At 69.4% G+C, this 18,532-nt stretch carries 19 protein-coding genes and 1 riboswitch; of the genes, 10 read left to right on the top strand and 9 right to left on the bottom strand.

Translation table 11 applies throughout. The features are described 5' to 3' along the window. The first annotated feature begins 70 nt into the window (after positions 1-70). Positions 71-1,456 (top strand): serine hydrolase domain-containing protein, encoded by a 1,386-nt coding sequence (locus R2B38_RS19905; RefSeq protein WP_318017435.1) that lies wholly within the window; start codon positions 71-73, stop codon positions 1,454-1,456. 91 nt (positions 1,457-1,547) lie between these two features. Here the strand turns inward: R2B38_RS19905 and R2B38_RS19900 are convergent, their stop codons facing one another. Further along, positions 1,548-2,000: a GNAT family N-acetyltransferase gene (locus R2B38_RS19900; protein ID WP_318017434.1), complete on the bottom strand. Its 453-nt coding sequence runs from the start codon at positions 1,998-2,000 to the stop codon at positions 1,548-1,550. 55 nt (positions 2,001-2,055) lie between these two features. After that, positions 2,056-2,514, bottom strand: coding sequence for a MarR family winged helix-turn-helix transcriptional regulator (locus tag R2B38_RS19895; protein WP_033285758.1), 459 nt, complete (start codon positions 2,512-2,514; stop codon positions 2,056-2,058). Positions 2,515-2,655: 141 nt separating this feature from the next. On the opposite strand from R2B38_RS19895, the gene R2B38_RS19890 reads away from it, so the two are divergent. Both R2B38_RS19890 and R2B38_RS19885 read left to right on the top strand, forming a co-directional pair. Further along, positions 2,656-3,864, top strand: a complete 1,209-nt coding sequence (locus R2B38_RS19890) for an MFS transporter (RefSeq protein ID WP_318017433.1) — start codon at positions 2,656-2,658, stop codon at positions 3,862-3,864. Between the two features lie 164 nt (positions 3,865-4,028). Then, positions 4,029-4,451: a GlcG/HbpS family heme-binding protein gene (locus R2B38_RS19885; protein WP_318017432.1), complete on the top strand. Its 423-nt coding sequence runs from the start codon at positions 4,029-4,031 to the stop codon at positions 4,449-4,451. Positions 4,452-4,525: 74 nt separating this feature from the next. Here the strand turns inward: R2B38_RS19885 and R2B38_RS19880 are convergent, their stop codons facing one another. Next, positions 4,526-5,392: a GNAT family N-acetyltransferase gene (locus R2B38_RS19880; RefSeq protein ID WP_318017431.1), complete on the bottom strand. Its 867-nt coding sequence runs from the start codon at positions 5,390-5,392 to the stop codon at positions 4,526-4,528. Between the two features lie 195 nt (positions 5,393-5,587). Here R2B38_RS19880 and R2B38_RS19875 point away from each other — a divergent pair, with 195 nt between their 5' ends. Both R2B38_RS19875 and R2B38_RS19870 read left to right on the top strand, forming a co-directional pair. Continuing rightward, positions 5,588-6,223 (top strand): HAD-IB family phosphatase, encoded by a 636-nt coding sequence (locus R2B38_RS19875; protein WP_318017430.1) that lies wholly within the window; start codon positions 5,588-5,590, stop codon positions 6,221-6,223. Between the two features lie 323 nt (positions 6,224-6,546). Beyond that, positions 6,547-8,280, top strand: a complete 1,734-nt coding sequence (locus R2B38_RS19870) for a globin domain-containing protein (protein WP_318017429.1) — start codon at positions 6,547-6,549, stop codon at positions 8,278-8,280. Positions 8,281-8,296: 16 nt separating this feature from the next. Here the strand turns inward: R2B38_RS19870 and R2B38_RS19865 are convergent, their stop codons facing one another. The 5 genes from R2B38_RS19865 to R2B38_RS19845 form a co-directional block, all read right to left on the bottom strand. Further along, entirely contained in the window at positions 8,297-8,779 is a 483-nt protein-coding gene (locus R2B38_RS19865; RefSeq protein WP_033285763.1) for an NUDIX domain-containing protein, read from the bottom strand. 122 nt (positions 8,780-8,901) lie between these two features. Beyond that, positions 8,902-9,807, bottom strand: a complete 906-nt coding sequence (locus tag R2B38_RS19860) for a LysR family transcriptional regulator (RefSeq protein WP_318017428.1) — start codon at positions 9,805-9,807, stop codon at positions 8,902-8,904. A 228-nt stretch (positions 9,808-10,035) separates the two neighbouring features. Then, positions 10,036-11,181 carry a cystathionine gamma-lyase gene (locus tag R2B38_RS19855; RefSeq protein ID WP_318017427.1) on the bottom strand — a complete coding sequence of 382 codons (1,146 nt, stop codon included), beginning with the start codon at positions 11,179-11,181 and terminating at the stop codon, positions 10,036-10,038. Beyond that, positions 11,178-11,669, bottom strand: coding sequence for a low molecular weight protein-tyrosine-phosphatase (locus R2B38_RS19850; RefSeq protein ID WP_318017426.1), 492 nt, complete (start codon positions 11,667-11,669; stop codon positions 11,178-11,180). The genes R2B38_RS19855 and R2B38_RS19850 overlap by 4 nt, the downstream gene beginning before the upstream one ends. Before the next feature lie 7 nt (positions 11,670-11,676). Further along, a complete protein-coding gene (locus tag R2B38_RS19845; protein ID WP_033285767.1) occupies positions 11,677-12,054 on the bottom strand; it encodes a phage holin family protein in 378 nt (125 codons plus the stop codon). Positions 12,055-12,102: 48 nt separating this feature from the next. Between R2B38_RS19845 and R2B38_RS19840 the strand changes: the two genes are divergently transcribed. From R2B38_RS19840 to R2B38_RS19825, 4 genes are all read left to right on the top strand, one after another. Beyond that, positions 12,103-12,420 carry a cupin domain-containing protein gene (locus R2B38_RS19840; RefSeq protein ID WP_033285768.1) on the top strand — a complete coding sequence of 106 codons (318 nt, stop codon included), beginning with the start codon at positions 12,103-12,105 and terminating at the stop codon, positions 12,418-12,420. A gap of 212 nt (positions 12,421-12,632) precedes the next feature. After that, positions 12,633-12,845 (top strand): DUF5326 family protein, encoded by a 213-nt coding sequence (locus R2B38_RS19835; protein ID WP_266770481.1) that lies wholly within the window; start codon positions 12,633-12,635, stop codon positions 12,843-12,845. Positions 12,846-13,365: 520 nt separating this feature from the next. Continuing rightward, positions 13,366-14,205 carry an IclR family transcriptional regulator gene (locus R2B38_RS19830; RefSeq protein WP_318017425.1) on the top strand — a complete coding sequence of 280 codons (840 nt, stop codon included), beginning with the start codon at positions 13,366-13,368 and terminating at the stop codon, positions 14,203-14,205. A 99-nt stretch (positions 14,206-14,304) separates the two neighbouring features. Further along, positions 14,305-14,742, top strand: coding sequence for an SsgA family sporulation/cell division regulator (locus R2B38_RS19825; protein ID WP_033285771.1), 438 nt, complete (start codon positions 14,305-14,307; stop codon positions 14,740-14,742). 258 nt (positions 14,743-15,000) lie between these two features. Here the strand turns inward: R2B38_RS19825 and R2B38_RS19820 are convergent, their stop codons facing one another. Further along, the gene (locus R2B38_RS19820; protein WP_318017424.1) at positions 15,001-16,494 is read right to left on the bottom strand and encodes a YibE/F family protein; all 1,494 of its coding nucleotides are present in this window, start codon (positions 16,492-16,494) and stop codon (positions 15,001-15,003) included. A gap of 71 nt (positions 16,495-16,565) precedes the next feature. Then, positions 16,566-16,755: riboswitch (TPP riboswitch) on the top strand. On the opposite strand from R2B38_RS19820, the gene thiC reads away from it, so the two are divergent. Next, the gene (gene thiC / locus R2B38_RS19815) at positions 16,748-18,532 is read left to right on the top strand and encodes a phosphomethylpyrimidine synthase ThiC (RefSeq protein WP_318017423.1); all 1,785 of its coding nucleotides are present in this window, start codon (positions 16,748-16,750) and stop codon (positions 18,530-18,532) included. It overlaps the preceding riboswitch by 8 nt.

Raw genomic sequence — 18,532 nt, 5'->3', positions numbered from 1 at the left:
CGGCAGACCCGGTGCCGTGTCCCGGGAAATGTGCTCGACGTACGGCCGTCCCGCCGGGTGGACTGGGGGTATGACGACATCTCAGGACGACTTGCTTCCCGGTACCCGCCGGGCGTTGTTGCACCGCATCGCCGTGGCCCAGGCCGAGGGGCGGGCGCCGTCGCTGGTCGCGGCGGTGGTGCGGGGCGGGCGGGCGGTGTGGCACGGCGCGCGTACCTCGGTGGACGGGCACGGGCCGGACGAGAACGTGCAGTACAGGATCGGCTCGATCACCAAGACGTTCACCGCCGTCCTGGTCCTGCGGCTCCGTGATGAGGGCGTCCTCGACCTCGGTGACCCGCTGGAGAAGCATCTGCCGGGCACCGGTGCGGGGGAGGCGACCATCGCCCAACTGCTCGCGCACACCAGTGGGTTGGCGGCCGAATCGCCCGCGCCCTGGTGGGAGCGGACGCCGGGTTCCCTGCGTCCGGAGCTCCGCGATGTGCTGGGCGAACGGCCGTTGCTGCATCCGGTCGGCCGCCGGTTCCACTACTCGAACCCCGGCTACACACTGTTGGGCGCCCTCGTCGAGGCGCTGCGCGGTGCCCCCTGGGAGGACGTACTCCGGCGGGAAGTGCTCGAACCCTTGGGCCTCGACCGCACGAGTGCTCAGCCGCAGGCACCACACGCGGGTGGCTGGGCGGTGCATCCGTGGGCCGACGCACTGTTGCCGGAACCCTCCGAGGACCTGGGCCGTATGGCGCCGGCCGGTCAACTCTGGTCCACCACAGGCGACTTGGCGCGGTTCGCCGTGTTCCTGGCGCAGGGAGACGACCGCGTCCTGAGTGCCGAGTCCGTGCGGGAGATGCGGACCCCGGCGGCACCGGCGGAGGCTGCCGACGTCATGGATGGTTCCACCTACGGTCTGGGTCTGCAGGTCCAGCGCCGTGACGGCCGGCTGCTCATCGGCCACGGTGGATCGCTGCCCGGCTTCCTGGCGAGCCTCACCATCAGCCTCGCGGACGACGTCTCGGCGGTGGTGCTGGCCAACTGCACTTCGGGGCCGCTGCTGGCATCGGTGGCCGCTGATCTCGTCCGGATCGTCGCCGAGGCCGAGCCGAGGATCCCTGAACCTTGGCGCCCGATGCCTGAAGTCGACGTCGAGGCACTGGAGTTGGCGGGTCAGTGGTACTGGGGCACGCACGGTTTCGCCCTACGGCTGACCGCTGACGGCGGGGCCTCGCTGGCGCCCCTAATCGGCAATGGACGCCGTTCGCGGTTCCGCGCCAACGATGATGGCACCTGGACCGGACTGGAGGGTTACTACGCCGGAGAGCTCCTGCGGCCCGTACGGCGCCCGGACGGGTCCCTGAGCCACCTGGACCTCGGATCGTTCGTCTTCACGCGTCAGCCGTACGACGAGGGCGCTTCTGTGCCGGGTGGGGTGGACCCGGAGGGGTGGCGGGGGATCCGCTAGCTGCCGCAGTCGGGGAGGTGCCATGTTTCACGTGAAACATGGCACCTCCTGCTGTCGGCGGGACCGCTGCGCTCTCCCCGGAGGAAGGTCTTCAGAGGGAGAGCTTGAAGCCCACATGCGAGGCGGTGAAGCCGAGTCGCTCGTAGAACCGGTGGGCGTCGGTGCGCGTGACATCGGAAGTCAGCTGGACCAACTGGCAGTCCTGGCGGCGCGATTCGGCGATCGCCCACTCGATGAGCTGTGTGCCCAGGCCGCTGCCCCGCTCGTCCGCGTGGATGCGTACGGCCTCGATGATCGAGCGTGTGGCGCCCTTACGGGACAGCCCCGGAATGACCGTCAGCTGAAGGGTGCCGACGACCCGGCCCTCACGGACGGCGACGACGAGGTGCTGGTTCGGGTCGGCGGCGAGGCGTTCCAGCGCGGCCAGGTAGGGCGTCAGGTCGTCCGGTGACTCGCGCTGGGAACCCAGGGGGTCGTCGGCGAGCATGCCGACGATGGCGGGGACGTCCTCGGTGACCGTGGCTCGTATTTCAAGATCTCCCATGCCTCCACCTTAGGTAGAGGTGTAGGTGGAGACGTGCGTGCGGTACGGGACGGGCCTATGCGGGCACGTTCATCGACTCCACGACCCGGACCAGTGGCGCGAGTTCGGGGTTCGTGGCCGCCGCGTCGAGTGCCTCGCGCAGGGCGGTGTCGTTGGTCGGTCGGGCCTCTTCGAGCAGCGCGAGGCCGGCCTCGGAGACGTTCGTGTAGATGCCCCGGCGGTCGGTCGGGCACAGGTACCGCGCGAGCAGACCGCGGTCCTCGAGCCGGGTGACCAGTCGGGTGGTGGCGCTCTGGCTGAGGACGACCGCGTCGGCGACCTGTCGCATCTGCAGATGCCCCCCGTCACCGTCGTGCTGCCGGCTGAGCACGTCGAGCAGCGAGTACTCGCGCATGCTCAGGTCGTGCTTGGCCTGCAGGGCGCGCTCGATGTGTGCCTCGATCCTCCCGTGCAGCAAGGAGAGGGCGCACCAGCCCTGGGCGAGGGCGGTGAGTGCGGGGTCCGTCGCTGTCATTGGCGTTTCCTCCGTCCCGGAGCGGCTGAACCCAGGATAGAGCACAGATGAAATAGTCCGCGCTTGCATATAGCCCGCGTCTGCAACTATTGTGAACGCACGTAAGGCGCTCCTGCAATCTTCTGGGAAGGGTACCTCCACATGCCTCTCGCGCTTCTGGCCCTCGCGATCGGGGCCTTCGGAATCGGAACGACCGAGTTCGTGATCATGGGCTTGCTGCCCCAGGTCGCGGGTGACTTCGGGGTCTCCATCCCCACCGCGGGACTGCTGGTCACCGGCTACGCGCTGGGTGTGGTGATCGGCGCCCCGCTGATGACCGTGCTCGGCACCAAGGTCCCCCGCAAGCGGATGCTGATGCTGCTGATGGGCCTGTTCATCCTCGGCAACCTGCTCTCCGCCGTCGCCCCCAGCTTCTCCGTGATGCTGATCGGCCGCGTGGTCGCCTCGCTCGCCCACGGTGCCTTCTTCGGCATCGGCTCGGTCGTCGCGGCCGAACTGGTCGCCCCGGACAAGAAGGCCGGAGCCATCGCGATGATGTTCACCGGACTGACCGTCGCCAACGTCGTCGGCGTCCCGCTGGGCACCCTCGTCGGGCAGTCCGTCGGCTGGCGGGTCACCTTCGCCATCGTCGCGGGCCTCGGTGTGATCGGCCTGGCCGGTATCGCCAAGCTCGTGCCCGACCTGCCCAAGCCCGAGGGCGTACGGCTCCGGCACGAACTGGCCGCCTTCAAGAACACCCAGGTCCTGCTCGCCATGGCGATGACCGTCCTCGGCTTCGGCGGCGTCTTCGCGGCCATCACCTACATCGCGCCGATGATGACCCACGTCGCAGGCTTCGCCGACGGCTCCGTCACCTGGCTGCTCGTGCTCTTCGGCCTCGGCATGGTCGGCGGCAACCTCGTCGGCGGCAAGTTCGCCGACCGCGCCCTGATGCCCATGCTGTACGTCTCGCTGGGCTCCCTGGCCGTCGTGCTCGCGCTCTTCACGGTCACCGCCCACAACAAGATCGCGGCGGCCGTCACCATCGCCCTGATCGGCGCCCTGGGCTTCGCCACCGTGCCGCCGCTGCAGAAGCGGGTCCTCGACCAGGCGCACGGCGCGCCGACGCTGGCCTCGGCCGTGAACATCGGCGCCTTCAACCTCGGCAACGCGCTGTCCGCCTGGCTCGGCGGCATCGTCATCGCGGCCGGCTTCGGCTACACCGCCCCCAACTGGGTCGGCGCCGTCCTCGCCGCGGCCGCCCTCGTCCTCGCGATCCTCTCGGCCGCCCTGGAGCGCCGCACCAGCGCCCGCAGAGCCGTCGTCGCGGCCGGTACACCGAGCGAGCAGCGGACCGCCGTTCACCACTGACTCCGCCCGGCCGGAGCGGGGATGCACGGGGGCAGGGCCGTCCCCGTGCATCCCCACCGGCCTCGGCCGCCTGACCAATAGCCGACCTCGACTGTCCGACCACCAGTCGGCCTCGGCCGTCCGACCACCACCAGAAACAGCAACACCCGCAAGGAGAAACCCTGATGAGCACCACCACCGCTGTAGCCCCGCTGACCACCCAGGACGCCGAAGCGCTCGTCGCCGAGGCCCGCCGAGCCGCGGAGGCCGCCGGGGTCACCGTGAGCATCACCGTGCTGGACGCGGGCGGTCATCTGCTCGCCTTCCGGCGGGACGACCAGGCTGTGCTGATCTCCGGTGAGACCAGCACGCGTAAGGCGTACACCGCGCTGCAGCTGAACGCGCCCACCGCCGACCTCGTCGACGCCGTCCAGCCCGGCGGCCTCTTCCACACCTTGCCCACCGCGCTCGACCGGCCGCTGCTGTTCATCGCGGGCGGCATCCCGGTGCACCGCGACGGCCGGCTGATCGGGGCGATCGGGGTCGGTGGCGGCGCGCCGACGCAGGACCACGGCTTCGCGCAGGCCGCCGTAGAGGCGCTTGTCTGACGTCTGTGGGTGACGGAAACGCCGGTTCTCGACGAGGTAGGTCGGGAACCGGCGTTCTGCGTGCGCGGGGAGTGTCAGCCGGCCGCGACCGTCAGGGGGGCGAACCGTCGGGTCCAGTCGCCGGGCAGTTCGGCGATGCCGTACGTCATCACGGAGTTGAAGGAGGAGGAGGCGAGGCCGTGTTCCTTCGCCCAGGACAGCAGGTCCTCGTGGCGTACGTCGATGTCGGTGCGCAGGGGGCGGTCGGTGCGGGCGGCGAGGGAGGCGAGGAGGGCCTTCGCCGTCTCCGTGTCCTGTGCGATCAATGGCCCCACGACCTGGGTGTCCATGTTGGGCCAGGCGGCCGCGTAGCCGATGATCCGGCCGTTGTCCTCCGCCACCCTCAACTGGTCGGAGAAGGCGGGCAGTCGTGTGATGAGGGGCGTGCGATCGGTGCCGAAGACCGCCTCGTCGAGGCGCAGGATGCCCGTGAGGTCCTCGGCCGTGGCCGCACGGGTGGCGATCGCGGACTCGGGTCCGGCAGGCGTGAAGTGACCGCGCAGCGTCTCGGCCCGGCCGGTCGCCTTGAAGCCGAGTTCTTCGTAGAGCGGACGGCCGTTCGGAGTCGCGTACAGGGTCAGCGGTGTGGTGCCCATCGCGGAGACCAGGTGGCGCATCAGGCGGCGTCCGACGCCCTGGCGGGCGTACCGCTCGGCAACCAGGACCATGCCGATGGCAACCAGATCCGGGCGGTCCTGCGGGCCGTACTCCGTGGTGACGCAGGCCGCGAGGAGACCGCCCTCGGGCGCGTCGATGCCGTAGCCCTTCCCGGCGCTGAGGAGGAAGCCCCACTTGTGTTCCTCGCGTGGCCACCCCCGGTCCTCGGACAGGTCGGCGCAGGCGAGGCGATCGCGGAGCGTCAGCCGGCGGATGGGCAGAGCGGCGAGGGAAGGAGTCGGCACGCAGGTCAGGCTGTCTGACGTGCGTTGTCGGCGTCCACCTGTTTCCGGTGAGACGTACGTGCTTTTGGCCATGTCGTGATCAGCGGCACAAGGCATCCATAGAAGCCGGATGTTTCACGTGAAACACAGGCGAACGGCCAGCATCCGGCAGCCTCGCGGAAGGTGCCACAGGTCCGCCCACTAATCTCGTGGCTCATGGCGAGACTTCATCTCTTCGACCTCGACGGCACTTTGCTGCACGGAACCAGCGCCCCCTTGGAGATCTCCCGCCAACTCGGCCTGGAATCCGAGACGGTGGAACTCGAGCAGGCGATCTCGGCCGGGCTGATCGGGCCACCGGAGTATGCGACCCGCGTGTACACGCTGTGGGCGGATCTCACCGAGGCGCATGTGGCGGCGGCCTTCGAAGAAGCCCCGTGGTTGGCGCGGATCCGTGAGGTCTGGGCCGAGATCAGGAGCGCCGGCGAATACTGCGCCGTCGTATCGCTCTCGCCTTCCTTCTTTGTGGAACGGCTCACGGGCTGGGGCGCCCACGCGGCACACGGATCGCTTTTCCCCGCCGTGCCGTTCACTACGCCGTCCATGGACCTGGGCGGAGTCCTCAACTCCGCTGCCAAGGTGGTGATCGCGGATCGGCTGTGTGAGGAGTTCGGGGTGACGCGGGCGGACTGCGTCGCTTACGGCGACTCGATGTCGGACAAGGACCTGTTCGGCGTCGTGCCCGTCTCCGTCGCGGTCAACGCGGATCAGCATCTGGCGGGCCTCGCGACCCACTCCTATGAGGGGCGGGATCTGTGGGATGCCTACGAATTGGTGCGCGGCGCCCGGTAATTGAGGGAATCGATGGTTCACCCCTCCCCCTGTTCGTGGGGGAGCGAGGCGGCATTTGTGTGCGGAGCACGGGCCGGTAGGGTCGACTCCGGTTCTTGTCCGGAGCCGGACGCCGCGTGAGAGTACTGCGGGCAATGTCACACTCTCGCCTTACTTGTCCGTACGCAGTGGGAATGTGGGTTGGATATGGCTGTATCGGCAGCTTGACCGAACGAGGAGAAGCAAACCGAACGGGGAGAAGCAAGCCGTCCGCGCGGAAGCAGTCAGCTTCCGGCTGAGGAAGCGCGCAGACCGACCGAAAGATGTTCGAGGCGAGGCACACCATGGACGCTCCGACCACCCCGTCGGCCGACAACGGCACGTCCGGCGGCAGCGGCGGAGGCGGAGCCGGCTGGTTCACTCCGCGCAAGCAGCCGGAGGTGCCTCCGGGCGAAGAGCGCGGGGCGACGGAGGGATGGCGTCCGGCCGTGCTGCGTCCGGTCCGCAGGGGTGCGGCGGCGGGGAGCACGGAGCTTCCGCCCACGGAGAGTTCGGCCCCTTCTGCTCCACAGACTCCCTCGGTTCCTCCCGCTCTCTCGACTCCGCCGGCTTCGGCGGCTCCACCCGCCCCGTCGGCTCCGAGCGGCGACCGTGCAGTGGACCATCCGGACGGGCACGCCGCTCAGCGGGACGTGGTGCCCGGACAGCAGCGAATACCGTCGGCCGTGACCGCCCCGCAGCCCTCGCTCCCCACCCAGTCCTCGTCCCCTGCCCAGCCCTCAACTCCCGCGCGGCCCATGGCTCCTGCCCCCGCGCCGACAGCACCCCGGCCGCCCGCGCCACAGCCCCCTGCACCTGCTCCGGCCGTCGCCGAGGCAGCCCCGACCGCCCCCGCCCCCGTGTCGGCTCCCGTGCGCGTGCCCGCCCAGCGTTCTTCCGGCCCCGCCACCGCCGCTGAGAAGGCATCCCCGGACGCCGTACTCATCCGTCGGACGATGGCCGAGGTCGGGCCCGTGGCCGACAAGGTCACCTCGTACTTCTACGCGCTGCTCTTCGTGCGCCACCCGGAGCTGCGGTCGCTGTTCCCGGCGGCGATGGACACTCAGCGGGACCGGTTGCTCAAGGCACTGCTGACCGCCGCCGAGCACATCGACAACACCGAGGTCCTCGTCGCGTATCTGCAGAACCTCGGTCGCGGACACCGCAAGTACGGCACCCGGCCCGAGCACTACCCGGCCGTCGGCGAATGCCTCATCGGCGCGCTGAACAAGTACGCCTCCGGTGTCTGGGACGCCGAGACGGAGGCGGCCTGGGTGCGGGCGTACACGACGATCTCGCAGGTCATGATCGACGCGGCCGCCGCGGACGAACTGCGTGCCCCGCCCTGGTGGCACGCGGAGGTCGTCACCCATGACCTGAGGACCCGGGACGTCGCCGTCGTCACCCTCCGCCCGGACCAGCCCTATCCGTTCCTCGCAGGGCAGTACACGAGCCTGGAGACGCCCTGGTGGCCGCGGATCTGGCGGCACTACTCCTTCGCCTCCGCGCCCCGCTCGGACGGACTGCTGACCTTCCACGTGAAGGCCGTCCCCGCGGGCTGGGTCTCGAACGCGCTGGTGCACCGCGCCCGGCCCGGCGATGTCATCCGGCTCGGCCCGCCGACCGGCTCGATGACCGTGGACCACACCACCGACAGCGGACTGCTCTGTGTCGGCGGCGGCACCGGCATAGCGCCGATCAAGGCACTCGTCGAGGACGTCGCGGAACGCGGCGAGCGGCGCCCGGTGGAGGTGTTCTACGGCGCCCGTACCGACCACGACCTCTATGACATCGACACGATGCTCCGGCTTCAGCAGTCGCATCCGTGGCTCGCGGTCCGGCCGATCGTCGACCGGCAGGGGAATCTCCAACTCCCGGACGCCATCCGCACATACGGGCCGTGGAACGAGTTCGACGCCTACGTCTCCGGGCCACCCGGAATGATCCGCAGCGGCGTCCACGCCCTGCGGGACGCCGGTATCCCGACGGAGCGCATACGGCACGACTCGGTCGAGGAGCTGGTGGGCGCCGGGGGCTGACCCGGTGCCGGAGAGCTCAGCCCAGGTCGGGAGCGTGCATCGCGAGGACGCCTTCGATGTTGCCGTCCAGGTAGTGCCGTAGCGACAGGGGCACGAGGTGGACGGACGCGATGCCGACGCGGGTGAAGGGCACTCTGACGATCTCGTACTCGCCGAGGGGCTCGTCCACTTCGGGGCCGTGGCGTAGCGCCGGGTCCATGGACTCCAGGTGGCAGACGAAGAAGTGCTGCACCTTCACGCCGGTCGAGGCCGCGTCCGCGCCGATGTGCTCGACGGTGTCCACGAAGCAGGGCACCACGTCGGTGATCTTGGCGCCGAGCTCCTCGTACACCTCCCGGTGCAGGGCGTCGACGACAGTGGTGTCCTCGGGTTCGACCCCGCCACCGGGCGTGACCCAGTAGGGATCGACACCTGGCTTGGTGCGCTTGATCAGGATCAGGGCGTCGCCGTCGAGGAGAACGGCACGTGCGGTGCGCTTGACCACGGGTCGGACGGTCATGGGAGGAATGTGGCCCGGCTGGTTCCACGTGAAACATCGCAAGACGTGACCTTGACGGTTCGGAGCGTAGTGTTTCACGTGGAACCAGGGAGTTCACCGTGGAACGGCGGCAAAGTCCCTGGTCAGGCCCAGTTGGTCGCGGCCCGCTGTAGCCACTCGTGGGCCCGGGCGATGTGCGGCATCGCGAGAGTGCCGGTGCGCACCACCAGGAAATACGTCCGCAGCGGCGGAATCGCGGGTTCGTGGAGCGGGACGACCTCGCCGCGCTTCAGCGCCAGAGCGCACAGATAGCGGGGCAGTACCGCTAGCCCGGCGCCCGCGATCGCACACGCGAGGACAGCGCGGAGGTCCGGCACGATCACGGTTCCCGGGGCGGCCGGGCGGGAGTCGAAGACGGAGGCCCAGTACCGGGAGACGAAGGGCAGCGACTCGTGGACCTCGATCACGGGGAGGTCGTCCGGTGCGGGCGTGTCCTTGGCGCCGAGCTGCGCGGAGCCGAGCCGCTCGGCCCGGTGCGGGGCGGCGACCAGGACGTGCTCCTCGTCGCAGAGTGTTGTCGCGGTGAGCAGAGCACCGCGCGGACGGGCCGTACTGATGGCCAGATCATGATGTCCGGCGGCCAGGCCCTCCAGGGTTTCCTCGGCGTTCCCGAAGGACGCGCGCAGTGCGAAGCCCTGGCCGTCGTCGCCGGTCAGCTCCGTGAGCGCGGGCAGGGCCCGCTCGGCGGTGAACTCGGGGGGACCGGCGAGATGCAGGGTGCGCAGCGAGGCGTCGTTGTCGGGCCCCGTCTCGGCTATCTCCACGAGGGCGTCGAGATGGGGCGCGGCCTTGTGCGCGAGTTCGTCGCCCATGGTGGTGGGGGTGACCCCACGGGCCTGGCGCAGGAACAGAGGGCGGCCCAACTGCCGTTCCAGGGTGCGGATCTGGGACGTCACCGCCGGCTGCGAGAGGCCGAGCAGGGCCGCGGCGCGGGTGAAGGAGCCGGCCCGGTGCACGGTCACGAAGGTGCGCAGCAAGGCCAGATCCATGGCACGCACTCTCCTCTCCCCACCCTTCCTCCGGCCCCGGGCAGGGCCCAACTATAAATAAGTCGATAGGCCTCTGTCGTTACTGTGATTGGACACTGACACAGAGTCAACTAGCCTTGTGCGCGCGGTTCTTCGCGCGCAGAACCGAGGACGGTCCGAGCCACGAGGGGGGAGGCTCGGACCGTCCGTTGTGCATAGCCGGACACCGGCCGGCAGTCCGTAAAGCGCTCACCGCGCCGACTCGTCCAGCGCACGCAGCACATCGGTCACCAGGTCATCGGGGTCCTCGGCACCGACCGAGAGACGAACGAAGCCCTCCGGTACCGCGTCCCCGCCCCAGCGCCCGCGCCGCTCGGCGGTCGACCGCACCCCGCCGAAGCTCGTCGCGTCGTCCACGAGCCGCAGCGCGTCGAGAAAACGCTCGGCACGCGCGCGTGTGGGCAGCGTGAACGACACCACACACCCGTAGCGCCGCATCTGCTGCGAGGCGATCTTGTACGAGGGATCGTCGGGCAGCCCCGGATAGCGCAGCCCCGTCACATCGGTCCGTTCGCGCAGGGCCTGAGCGAGGATCAGCGCGGTGGCGTTCTGCCGGTCGACCCGCAGCTGGAGCGTGGCGATCGAGCGGTGCGCGAGCCAGGCCTCCATGGGCCCGGGAATTGCGCCAACGACCTTGCGCCAGCGCCGTACGGCGGTCATCGCGGCGGCGTCGGTCCCGGCGACGTACCCGAGGAGGACATCCCCGTGCCCGGTGAGCTGCTTGGTGCCGCTCGCCACGGAGAAGTCGGCGCCGAGCTCCAGCGGGCGCTGCCCCAGGGGCGAGGCGAGGGTGTTGTCGACGGCCACGAGGGCGCCACGCGCGTGTGCCGCGTCGGTGAGCCGTCGTACGTCGCACACATCGAGACCGGGGTTGGACGGGGTCTCGATCCACAGCAGCTTGGCGCCGTCGAGGAGGTCGAGCTGGGCGTCCCCGCCGGTCGGCGCGGTGCGCACCTCGATGCCGTACGCCTCCAGCTGCTCGCGCACCAGGGGCAGTACCTGGTAGCCGTCGTCGGGCAGGACGACCGCGTCGCCGGCGCGCAGCTGGGAGAAGAGCACCGACGAGATGGCGGCCATCCCGGAGGCGAACACCAGCGTCTCGACGTCGTCCCGCCCGGGCGCCTCCAGCTCGCCGATGGCGTGCTCCAGGTGGGTCCAGGTGGGGTTCTCGTCGCGGCCGTACTTGTACGGGCCCGTCGCCTCGCCCGGGAGATGGAAGTGCGCGGCGAACACCGGCCCGGGGAGCGTCGGTTCGTACTTGACCGGCTCGGGCAGACCGGCCCGCACCGCGCGCGTGCCGTCTCCCACGTCGTCGTTTGCAGCGGAATCACTCATACCGCTCGTCCCTCCACTTCGTCGCGCACCGCGGCGAGCAGACCCTCGCTCGCCGCCTCCACCATCTCAAGACACTCCTCGAAGCCGTCCAGGCCCCCGTAGTACGGATCCGGTACGTCGAGGTCGTCGCCGGCGTCGGGGTCGTAGGAGCGGAGCAGGTGGACCTTCGCCGCGTCCTGCTCGGTCGGGGCGAGGCGGCGCAGGGTCTTGCGGTGGCCGGAGTCGAGGGCGATGACGAGGTCGAGGCGGGCGAACCAGGAGGCCTGGAAACGGCGGGCGGTGTGGTCGGTGCCGTAGCCGTGCTCCTCCAGGACGGCGACGGCGCGCGGGTCGGCGCCGTCGCCCTCGTGCCAGCCGTCCGTGCCCGCGCTGTCGACCTCGACCAGGCCGTCGAGCCCGGCCTCCGCCACCCGCGCGCGGAAGACCGATTCGGCCATCGGCGAACGGCAGATGTTGCCGGTGCAGACGAAGCTGACGCGGTACGTCATCGCGCGCTCAGTCCCCCTCGGGCAGGACGACGTTGAGCGCCCAGGAGACGACGGAGATGATGAGGCCGCCCAGGACGGCGGTCCAGAAGCCCTCGACGTGGAAACTCAGGTCGAGCTTGTCGGCCAGCCACGAAGTGAGCATCAGCATCAGCGCGTTGACCACCAGGGTGATCAGACCGAGCGTCAGGATGAACAGCGGGAAGGTCAGCACCTTGACGATCGGCTTGACCAGGAAGTTCACCAGGCCGAAGACCAGGGCGACGAGGAGCAGCGTCCAGACCTTCTTGAAGGTGCTGTCACCGGTCAGGGTGATCTTGTCGAGGATCCATACGGCGACTGCCAGGGCACCCGCGTTGGCGATCGTCTTGACTAGGAAATTCTTCATGTGTCTGATCGTGACAGAAGAGATCGACTCCGAGCGTGGACGAGGGCGATGAAGGCATTCCGGTTGGATGAACTGGAGGCGGAGCGTGCCGCCAACGACGGTGCGTACCTGCAGTTCCTGCGCGAGAAGAACATGTCGGTCGGCCTGTACGCGCTCGATTCCGGTGAGCACGACCGGCAGCAGCCGCACAACCAGGACGAGGTGTACTTCGTGGTGAGCGGCCGGGCCGCGATCACCGTCGGCATGGAGACCACCCAGGTGGCGCGGGGCAGCGTGATCTATGTGCCGGCCGGGGTGGCCCACAAGTTCCACCACATCAGCGAGGACCTGCGGGTGCTGGTGGTGTTCTCGCCTCCGGAGGCCTGAGCCTCCGCAAGCCCGGCTCTCCACCCGAAGCCTGACCCGCGTCTCAGGGTTCCCTAGGGGAACGGTCAGGGGAGGACAAGGGATGCGAGGCCCCCGTTCCGCCCTCGCCCGCCCTAGCATCGAGTGCAGGACATCAGAGATCCGGCACCGGAGTGCCGGACATCGACCGGACCCGGTACGAGCGACGGGCGGAGAGGTACAGGACGAGGACAATGCGAGAGATCTTCGCGGGACTGCCGTGGTGGGTGAAGTGGGTCGCGGTGCCGGTCATCGCCCTGGTCGTGTTCGGCGGGCTGATAGCCACCGTCGTGAGCATCATCGTCGGACTGCTCTTCAAGGTGCTGGTCTTCGTGGCGCTCGTCGGCGGAGTGATCTACGTCGTGCGGAAGTTCACGTCGAGCTCCTCCTCGCGCAGCGACTGGTGAGGTCCTGCTGGGGCGACCGGTGATCGGTAACAGGAATCACCGGTTCCCTCGGGCGGGGGAAGTTTCCCGGACGGGCCGTCCGCGGGTGGTGGCGGGCGGTTAAAGTCCGGAATTCGACGCGGGGACGAACCCCGCGGGCGGCGCACCCCCTCCCCGTGTTCCCCGCACGGGCTGCCCCCTCGCGCTCCGGGAGTGACCCTTGGCCACGGTTGACACCGCACCCGTAGAACCACCCGCACACCCGACGCCGGCCGTCCCGCCCGCCTGGCCGCGCTCCGTGGCGATCCCCGCACAGCTACATCCTGTGGCGACCCCGGCTCAGCTGCGTCCCGTGGCGGCCCCCGAGCAGACGCGCTGCGTGGCGACCCCGGAGCAGCTACGACCGGTGGCGGACGCCTTGCCGCCACGACCGGTGGTGAGCACCCCGCCGCCACGACCCGCAACAGGTACCCCGCTGCCACGACCCGCAACAGACGTCCCGCCGCTACGACCCCTGACAGCCGCCGTGCCGCCACGGCCCATGACAACTCCCGCGCGGTCGCGCCCCGTCGCGGCCCCGCCGCAGCAGCGCTCCGCCGCGACCGTCGCCGAGGCGTCCGATCCGCAGCCGTCCGCCGCCACCCTCATCGGCTCCGTCCAGCGGGCCATGCGCCTGCTGGAGTCCGTCGCCGGGCACGAACACGGCGCCCCCGCCAAGCAGTTGGCCCGTGAGACCGGCCTCGCCCTGCCCACGGCGTATCACCTGCTGCGCACCCTCGTGCACGAGGGATACCTCCGGCGCGACAAGGGGCTGTTCTTCCTCGGGGAGGCAGCCGAGCGGCTGAGCAGCAGCGGGGCGCAGGAGAAACGTCGCAGCACGATCGTCGACGCGCTGGCGCAATGGCGGGATTTGATCGGCGCACCGGTGTACTACGCGATGTACCGCGACGGCGAGATCGAGGTGCTGTGCGTCTCCGACGCCCCCGGCAATCCGGCGGTCGAGGAGTGGGCGGACTTCCGTGAGACGGGGCACGCGCACGCGATCGGCCAGTGTCTGCTGGCCCAGTTGGACGAGGACGTCCGCCGTGACCACCTCGACCGCTACCCCGTGCGGTCCCTCACGCCGTACACGGTGCGTGACGGTCACGCCCTGGTGCGGCGGCTGGACGGGATGCGGCGGACGGAGCTGGTGGTGGAGCGTCAGGAGTACGCGCTGGGGACGGTCTGCGCGGCGATTCCGATCACCCTCGGTGCCACGGCCGCCACGATGGCCATCTCCCTGCCCTCGCATCAGGCTGATCGACTGCCGGGCGCGGCGCGGCAGTTGCAGGCCGAGGTCGGCAGGCTTCTCGGGTCGCTCGCGCTCTCTATCAGTATCTGAAAACTTACTCCTTGTGATCTAACGTGTACGTTCAGCAATATTCCTTCAGTGTCACGGGGATCATTCCCGGCCAGGCGACGGCAGTTGACGGGATAGGCGATGCGCGAGTCCGTACAGGCAGAGGTCATGATGAGCTTCCTCGTTTCCGAGGAGCTCTCCTTCCGTATCCCGGTCGAGCTGGGCTACGAGACGTCCGATCCGTACGCCGTGCGGCTGACCTTCCATTTGCCGGGTGACGCCCCGGTGACCTGGGCCTTCGGTCGCGAGCTGCTGATCGACGGCGTGGGCATGGCGTGCGGGGAGGGCGACGTGCGGATCGAGCCCGTCGACCCCGAGACGCTGGGCGAGGTGCTGATCCGGCTTCAGGTGGGCAGCGACCAAGCGCTGTTCCGCACCGGCGCGGCCCCGCTCGTGGCGTTCCTCGACCGCACCGACCGGCTGGTTCCGCTCGGCCAGGAGGGTGCCCTCGCGGACTTCGACACCCACCTCGACGAGGCGCTGGACCGCATCCTGGCGGAGGAGCAGAGCGCGGGGTGACGTGGTGTGGCGGCGGGGGGTCGGGAAGCTGGCGTAACGCTTCGCCACATACCCTGCGCTGGAGCCGCTGGAGCCGCTGGAGCCGCTGGAGCCGCTGGAGCCGCTGGAGCCGCTGGAGGCACCGTGAGCTCCGAAGGCTCTGCGGGTTTCTGAAGGCCCCGTCTGAGCTTGAAGTCCCGGAGGCCCGGGGATCCGCAGTAACGCTTCTGCGTGGCTCCCTGGGGCGATTCTCGCCGCCCACCGCGGTGTCGGCGGCGCTCAGTGCTTGCGGCGTCGGCCCTTCCCGCCGCGCGCCGCTGCGGGCTTGGCGCTCGGCGCCGTGGCCGCACCTGCCGTAGCCGCACCCGCCGGAACCGCCTCGGGTCCCGGTCGGTCCGCCGAGACGACCAGGGCGGCGAGGGCCGTGGTGACCGGTACCGACGCGACCAGCCCGATCGAACCCACCAGCGTGCGCACGATCTCCTCGGCGACCAACTCGCTGTTGGCGACCGCCCCGACGCTGCTCTGCGCGATGGAGAAGAGCAGGAGCAGCGGCAATGCGGCGCCCGCGTAGGCGAGGACGAGGGTGTTGACGACGGAGGCGATGTGGTCGCGGCCGATGCGGATGCCGGCGCGGTACAGCCCGCGCCAGCCCATCGACGGGTTGGCCTCGTGCAGCTCCCAGACCGCCGAGGTCTGGGTGACCGTCACATCGTCGAGTACACCGAGCGAACCGATGATGACGCCGGCGAGCAGCAGACCGCTCATGTCGATGGACGGGTACAGCCCGTGGATCAGACCCGTGTTGTCGTCCGTGTTGCCGGTCAGCGCGGCCCAGCCGATGAACACCGAGCCCAGGACGCCGATCAGCACCAGCGACATCAGGGTGCCGAGCACCGCCACCGACGTACGGGCCGACAGCCCGTGGCACATGTACAGGGCGATGAGCATGATGGCGCTCGATCCGACCACCGCCACGATCAGCGGGTTCGAGCCGTGCAGGATCGCGGGCAGGATGAAGAAGTTCAGGATCATGAAACTGATGGCCAGCGCGATCAACGCCATGACACCGCGCAGCCGGCCTACGACGACGACTGCTAGGGCGAAGATTCCGGCGAGCAGTGCCATCGGGAACTTACGGTTCACATCGGTGACGGAGTACTGCAGATCCCTGGGCGCCGAGGGTTCGTACGCGACCACGACCTTCTCGCCCTGATGCAACTGCCGTGACTGGTCGGGCTGCACGATCTCCGTGAACGTACGGCCCTTGTCCTTGCCGGTGGAGACCGTGACCGTGGCCTTCTTGCAGGTGCCGGCCGCCTCCTGTGCCGCGGAGGAGCCCTCGGCGGTGGAGGTGTCGCCGGTCGAGCCACCGCCCGAGGCGTTCACCGACGCGCAGCTCACGCTGACGACCTTGGTGACCGTCGCCTGCTGTGTCTGCCGGTCGAAGCCGACGCCGGTGCGCTTGTGCGACGGGGCGCCGCCGGGCCAGAGCACCACCATGCCGACCACGACCGCCACCGTGAACGGGATCAGGATCGCCGCGATGACCTTCCGCAGATGCCGGGAGACGGGGGCGGCGGGGCCATGGCTGTGCGAATGACCGTGCCCACCGCCTCCACCGGAACCGTGGCCACCGTCCGCGCCGGAACCGTGCCCGCCGTCCCCACCCGATCCGTGGTCGTGCCCGGAACCGTGGTCGTCGCCAGATCCCTGGTCGTGGCCATGCGGCGGCCCGGTCGGCGGGTACGGGGGCTGCTGTGTCGTGGTCACCGCCCGATCATCGCAAGAACGCCGGAGGCCCACTGTTCACCGCGCCACTTATGACGCTAGCGTGGAGGCACCTTTGCACACGCGGGAGCTCGGAGCACCGGGCTGAGAGGGCGCTGACCTTCGTCTCTGCGATGTTTCACGGGAAACGTCACCTGAATCGAGTGATGTTTCACATGAAACATCGGCTGACGGAAGCCGCTGCGTCGACCGCCGAACCTGTTACCGGGTAATGCCGGCGTAGGGAGTAGGTCTCATGACCAACAAGGACGCACGCACGCCTGCCTCCAGCCAGGACGAACAGCCCACGGAGGCCGGGAAGTCCATCGGCTGGCACAAGGGGTATGTCGCGGGCTCGCGCCCCGATCTGCGGGTGCCGGTCCGTCAGGTGCACCTCACCAACGGGCAGTCCGTGACGCTGTACGACACCTCCGGCCCGTACACCGATCCGCTCGTCGACACCGATGTCCGCAGGGGGCTGGCGCCGCTGCGGGAGAACTGGATCATCGCCCGCGGCGACACCGAGGAGTACGCGGGCCGTCCCGTCCGCCCCGAGGACGACGGGATCAAGCACACCTCACCGCGCGGCGGACTGCGCAACCTGGACGCGGTGTTCCCCGGCCGCCCGCGTCAGCCGCGCCGGGGCCGTGACGATACGGCGGTCACGCAACTCGCCTACGCGCGGCGGGGTGAGATCACGCCCGAGATGGAGTTCGTGGCCGTACGGGAGAACGTCGAGGCCGAGGTCGTCCGGGAGGAGATCGCGGCCGGGCGGGCGGTGTTGCCGGCCAACGTGAACCATCCCGAGATCGAGCCGATGATCATCGGCAAGCGGTTCCTGGTGAAGGTCAACGCCAACATCGGCAATTCCGCGGTCACTTCCTCCATCGAGGAGGAGGTCGAGAAGATGACCTGGGCGACGCGCTGGGGCGCCGACACGGTCATGGACCTGTCCACCGGCCGCAATATCCACACCACCCGCGAGTGGGTGCTGCGCAACTCCCCCGTCCCCATCGGCACGGTGCCGCTCTACCAGGCGCTCGAGAAGGTCGACGGCCGCGCCGAGGAGCTGACCTGGGAGATCTACAAGGACACGGTCGTCGAACAGGCCGAACAGGGCGTGGACTACATGACCGTCCACGCGGGCGTGCGGCTGCCGTTCGTACCGCTGACGGCGAACCGCAAGACGGGCATCGTCTCGCGCGGCGGCTCGATCATGGCGGCCTGGTGCCTCGCACACCACAAGGAATCGTTCCTCTACGAGAACTTCGAGGAACTGTGCGAGATCCTCGCCGCCTACGACGTCACCTACTCGCTCGGCGACGGCCTGCGGCCCGGTTCGATCGCGGACGCCAACGACGAGGCGCAGTTCGCGGAATTGCGGACGCTCGGGGAACTCAACACGATCGCGAAGCGTTTCAACGTACAGACCATGATCGAGGGCCCGGGACATGTCCCGATGCACAAGATCAAGGAGAACATCGACCTTCAGCAGGAGATCTGTGATGAAGCTCCGTTCTATACGCTCGGCCCGCTGACGACGGACGTCGCGCCGGCGTACGACCACATCACCTCCGGCATCGGTGCCGCGATGATCGCCTGGTGGGGCACGGCCATGCTCTGCTATGTCACGCCCAAGGAGCACTTGGGCCTGCCCAATCGTGACGACGTCAAGACCGGCGTCATCACCTACAAGATCGCCGCCCACGCAGCCGACCTCGCCAAGGGGCACCCAGGTGCACAGGAGTGGGACGACGCGCTGTCCGACGCCCGCTTCGAGTTCCGCTGGGAGGACCAGTTCAACCTGGCCCTCGACCCGGACACGGCACGGGAGTTCCACGACGAGACGCTTCCGGCCGAGCCGGCCAAGACCGCTCACTTCTGCTCGATGTGCGGGCCGAAGTTCTGCTCGATGAAGATCTCCCAGGACATCCGCCGTGAGCACGGCGGAAGCCGGGAGGAGATCGAGGTCGGGATGGAGCAGAAGTCGAAGGAGTTCGCCGCGGCGGGCAACCGGGTGTATCTGCCGATCGCCGACTGA

The sequence above is a fragment of the Streptomyces sp. N50 genome (genome assembly GCF_033335955.1).
Taxonomy (GTDB): Bacteria; Actinomycetota; Actinomycetes; order Streptomycetales; family Streptomycetaceae; genus Streptomyces.
This window is presented reverse-complemented; position numbering and strand designations above follow the sequence as displayed.

What these genes read in the sequence shown, in the direction of transcription:
- R2B38_RS19905 (WP_318017435.1), top strand. Translation starts at nt 71, where the DNA reads ATGACGACATCTCAGGACGACTTGCTTCCCGGTACCCGCCGGGCGTTG.
- R2B38_RS19900 (WP_318017434.1), bottom strand. Translation starts at nt 2,000, where the DNA reads ATGGGAGATCTTGAAATACGAGCCACGGTCACCGAGGACGTCCCCGCC.
- R2B38_RS19895 (WP_033285758.1), bottom strand. Translation starts at nt 2,514, where the DNA reads ATGACAGCGACGGACCCCGCACTCACCGCCCTCGCCCAGGGCTGGTGC.
- R2B38_RS19890 (WP_318017433.1), top strand. Translation starts at nt 2,656, where the DNA reads ATGCCTCTCGCGCTTCTGGCCCTCGCGATCGGGGCCTTCGGAATCGGA.
- R2B38_RS19885 (WP_318017432.1), top strand. Translation starts at nt 4,029, where the DNA reads ATGAGCACCACCACCGCTGTAGCCCCGCTGACCACCCAGGACGCCGAA.
- R2B38_RS19875 (WP_318017430.1), top strand. Translation starts at nt 5,588, where the DNA reads ATGGCGAGACTTCATCTCTTCGACCTCGACGGCACTTTGCTGCACGGA.
- R2B38_RS19870 (WP_318017429.1), top strand. Translation starts at nt 6,547, where the DNA reads ATGGACGCTCCGACCACCCCGTCGGCCGACAACGGCACGTCCGGCGGC.
- R2B38_RS19865 (WP_033285763.1), bottom strand. Translation starts at nt 8,779, where the DNA reads ATGACCGTCCGACCCGTGGTCAAGCGCACCGCACGTGCCGTTCTCCTC.
- R2B38_RS19860 (WP_318017428.1), bottom strand. Translation starts at nt 9,807, where the DNA reads ATGGATCTGGCCTTGCTGCGCACCTTCGTGACCGTGCACCGGGCCGGC.
- R2B38_RS19855 (WP_318017427.1), bottom strand. Translation starts at nt 11,181, where the DNA reads ATGAGTGATTCCGCTGCAAACGACGACGTGGGAGACGGCACGCGCGCG.
- R2B38_RS19850 (WP_318017426.1), bottom strand. Translation starts at nt 11,669, where the DNA reads ATGACGTACCGCGTCAGCTTCGTCTGCACCGGCAACATCTGCCGTTCG.
- R2B38_RS19845 (WP_033285767.1), bottom strand. Translation starts at nt 12,054, where the DNA reads ATGAAGAATTTCCTAGTCAAGACGATCGCCAACGCGGGTGCCCTGGCA.
- R2B38_RS19840 (WP_033285768.1), top strand. Translation starts at nt 12,103, where the DNA reads ATGAAGGCATTCCGGTTGGATGAACTGGAGGCGGAGCGTGCCGCCAAC.
- R2B38_RS19835 (WP_266770481.1), top strand. Translation starts at nt 12,633, where the DNA reads ATGCGAGAGATCTTCGCGGGACTGCCGTGGTGGGTGAAGTGGGTCGCG.
- R2B38_RS19830 (WP_318017425.1), top strand. Translation starts at nt 13,366, where the DNA reads ATGACAACTCCCGCGCGGTCGCGCCCCGTCGCGGCCCCGCCGCAGCAG.
- R2B38_RS19825 (WP_033285771.1), top strand. Translation starts at nt 14,305, where the DNA reads ATGCGCGAGTCCGTACAGGCAGAGGTCATGATGAGCTTCCTCGTTTCC.
- thiC (WP_318017423.1), top strand. Translation starts at nt 16,748, where the DNA reads ATGACCAACAAGGACGCACGCACGCCTGCCTCCAGCCAGGACGAACAG.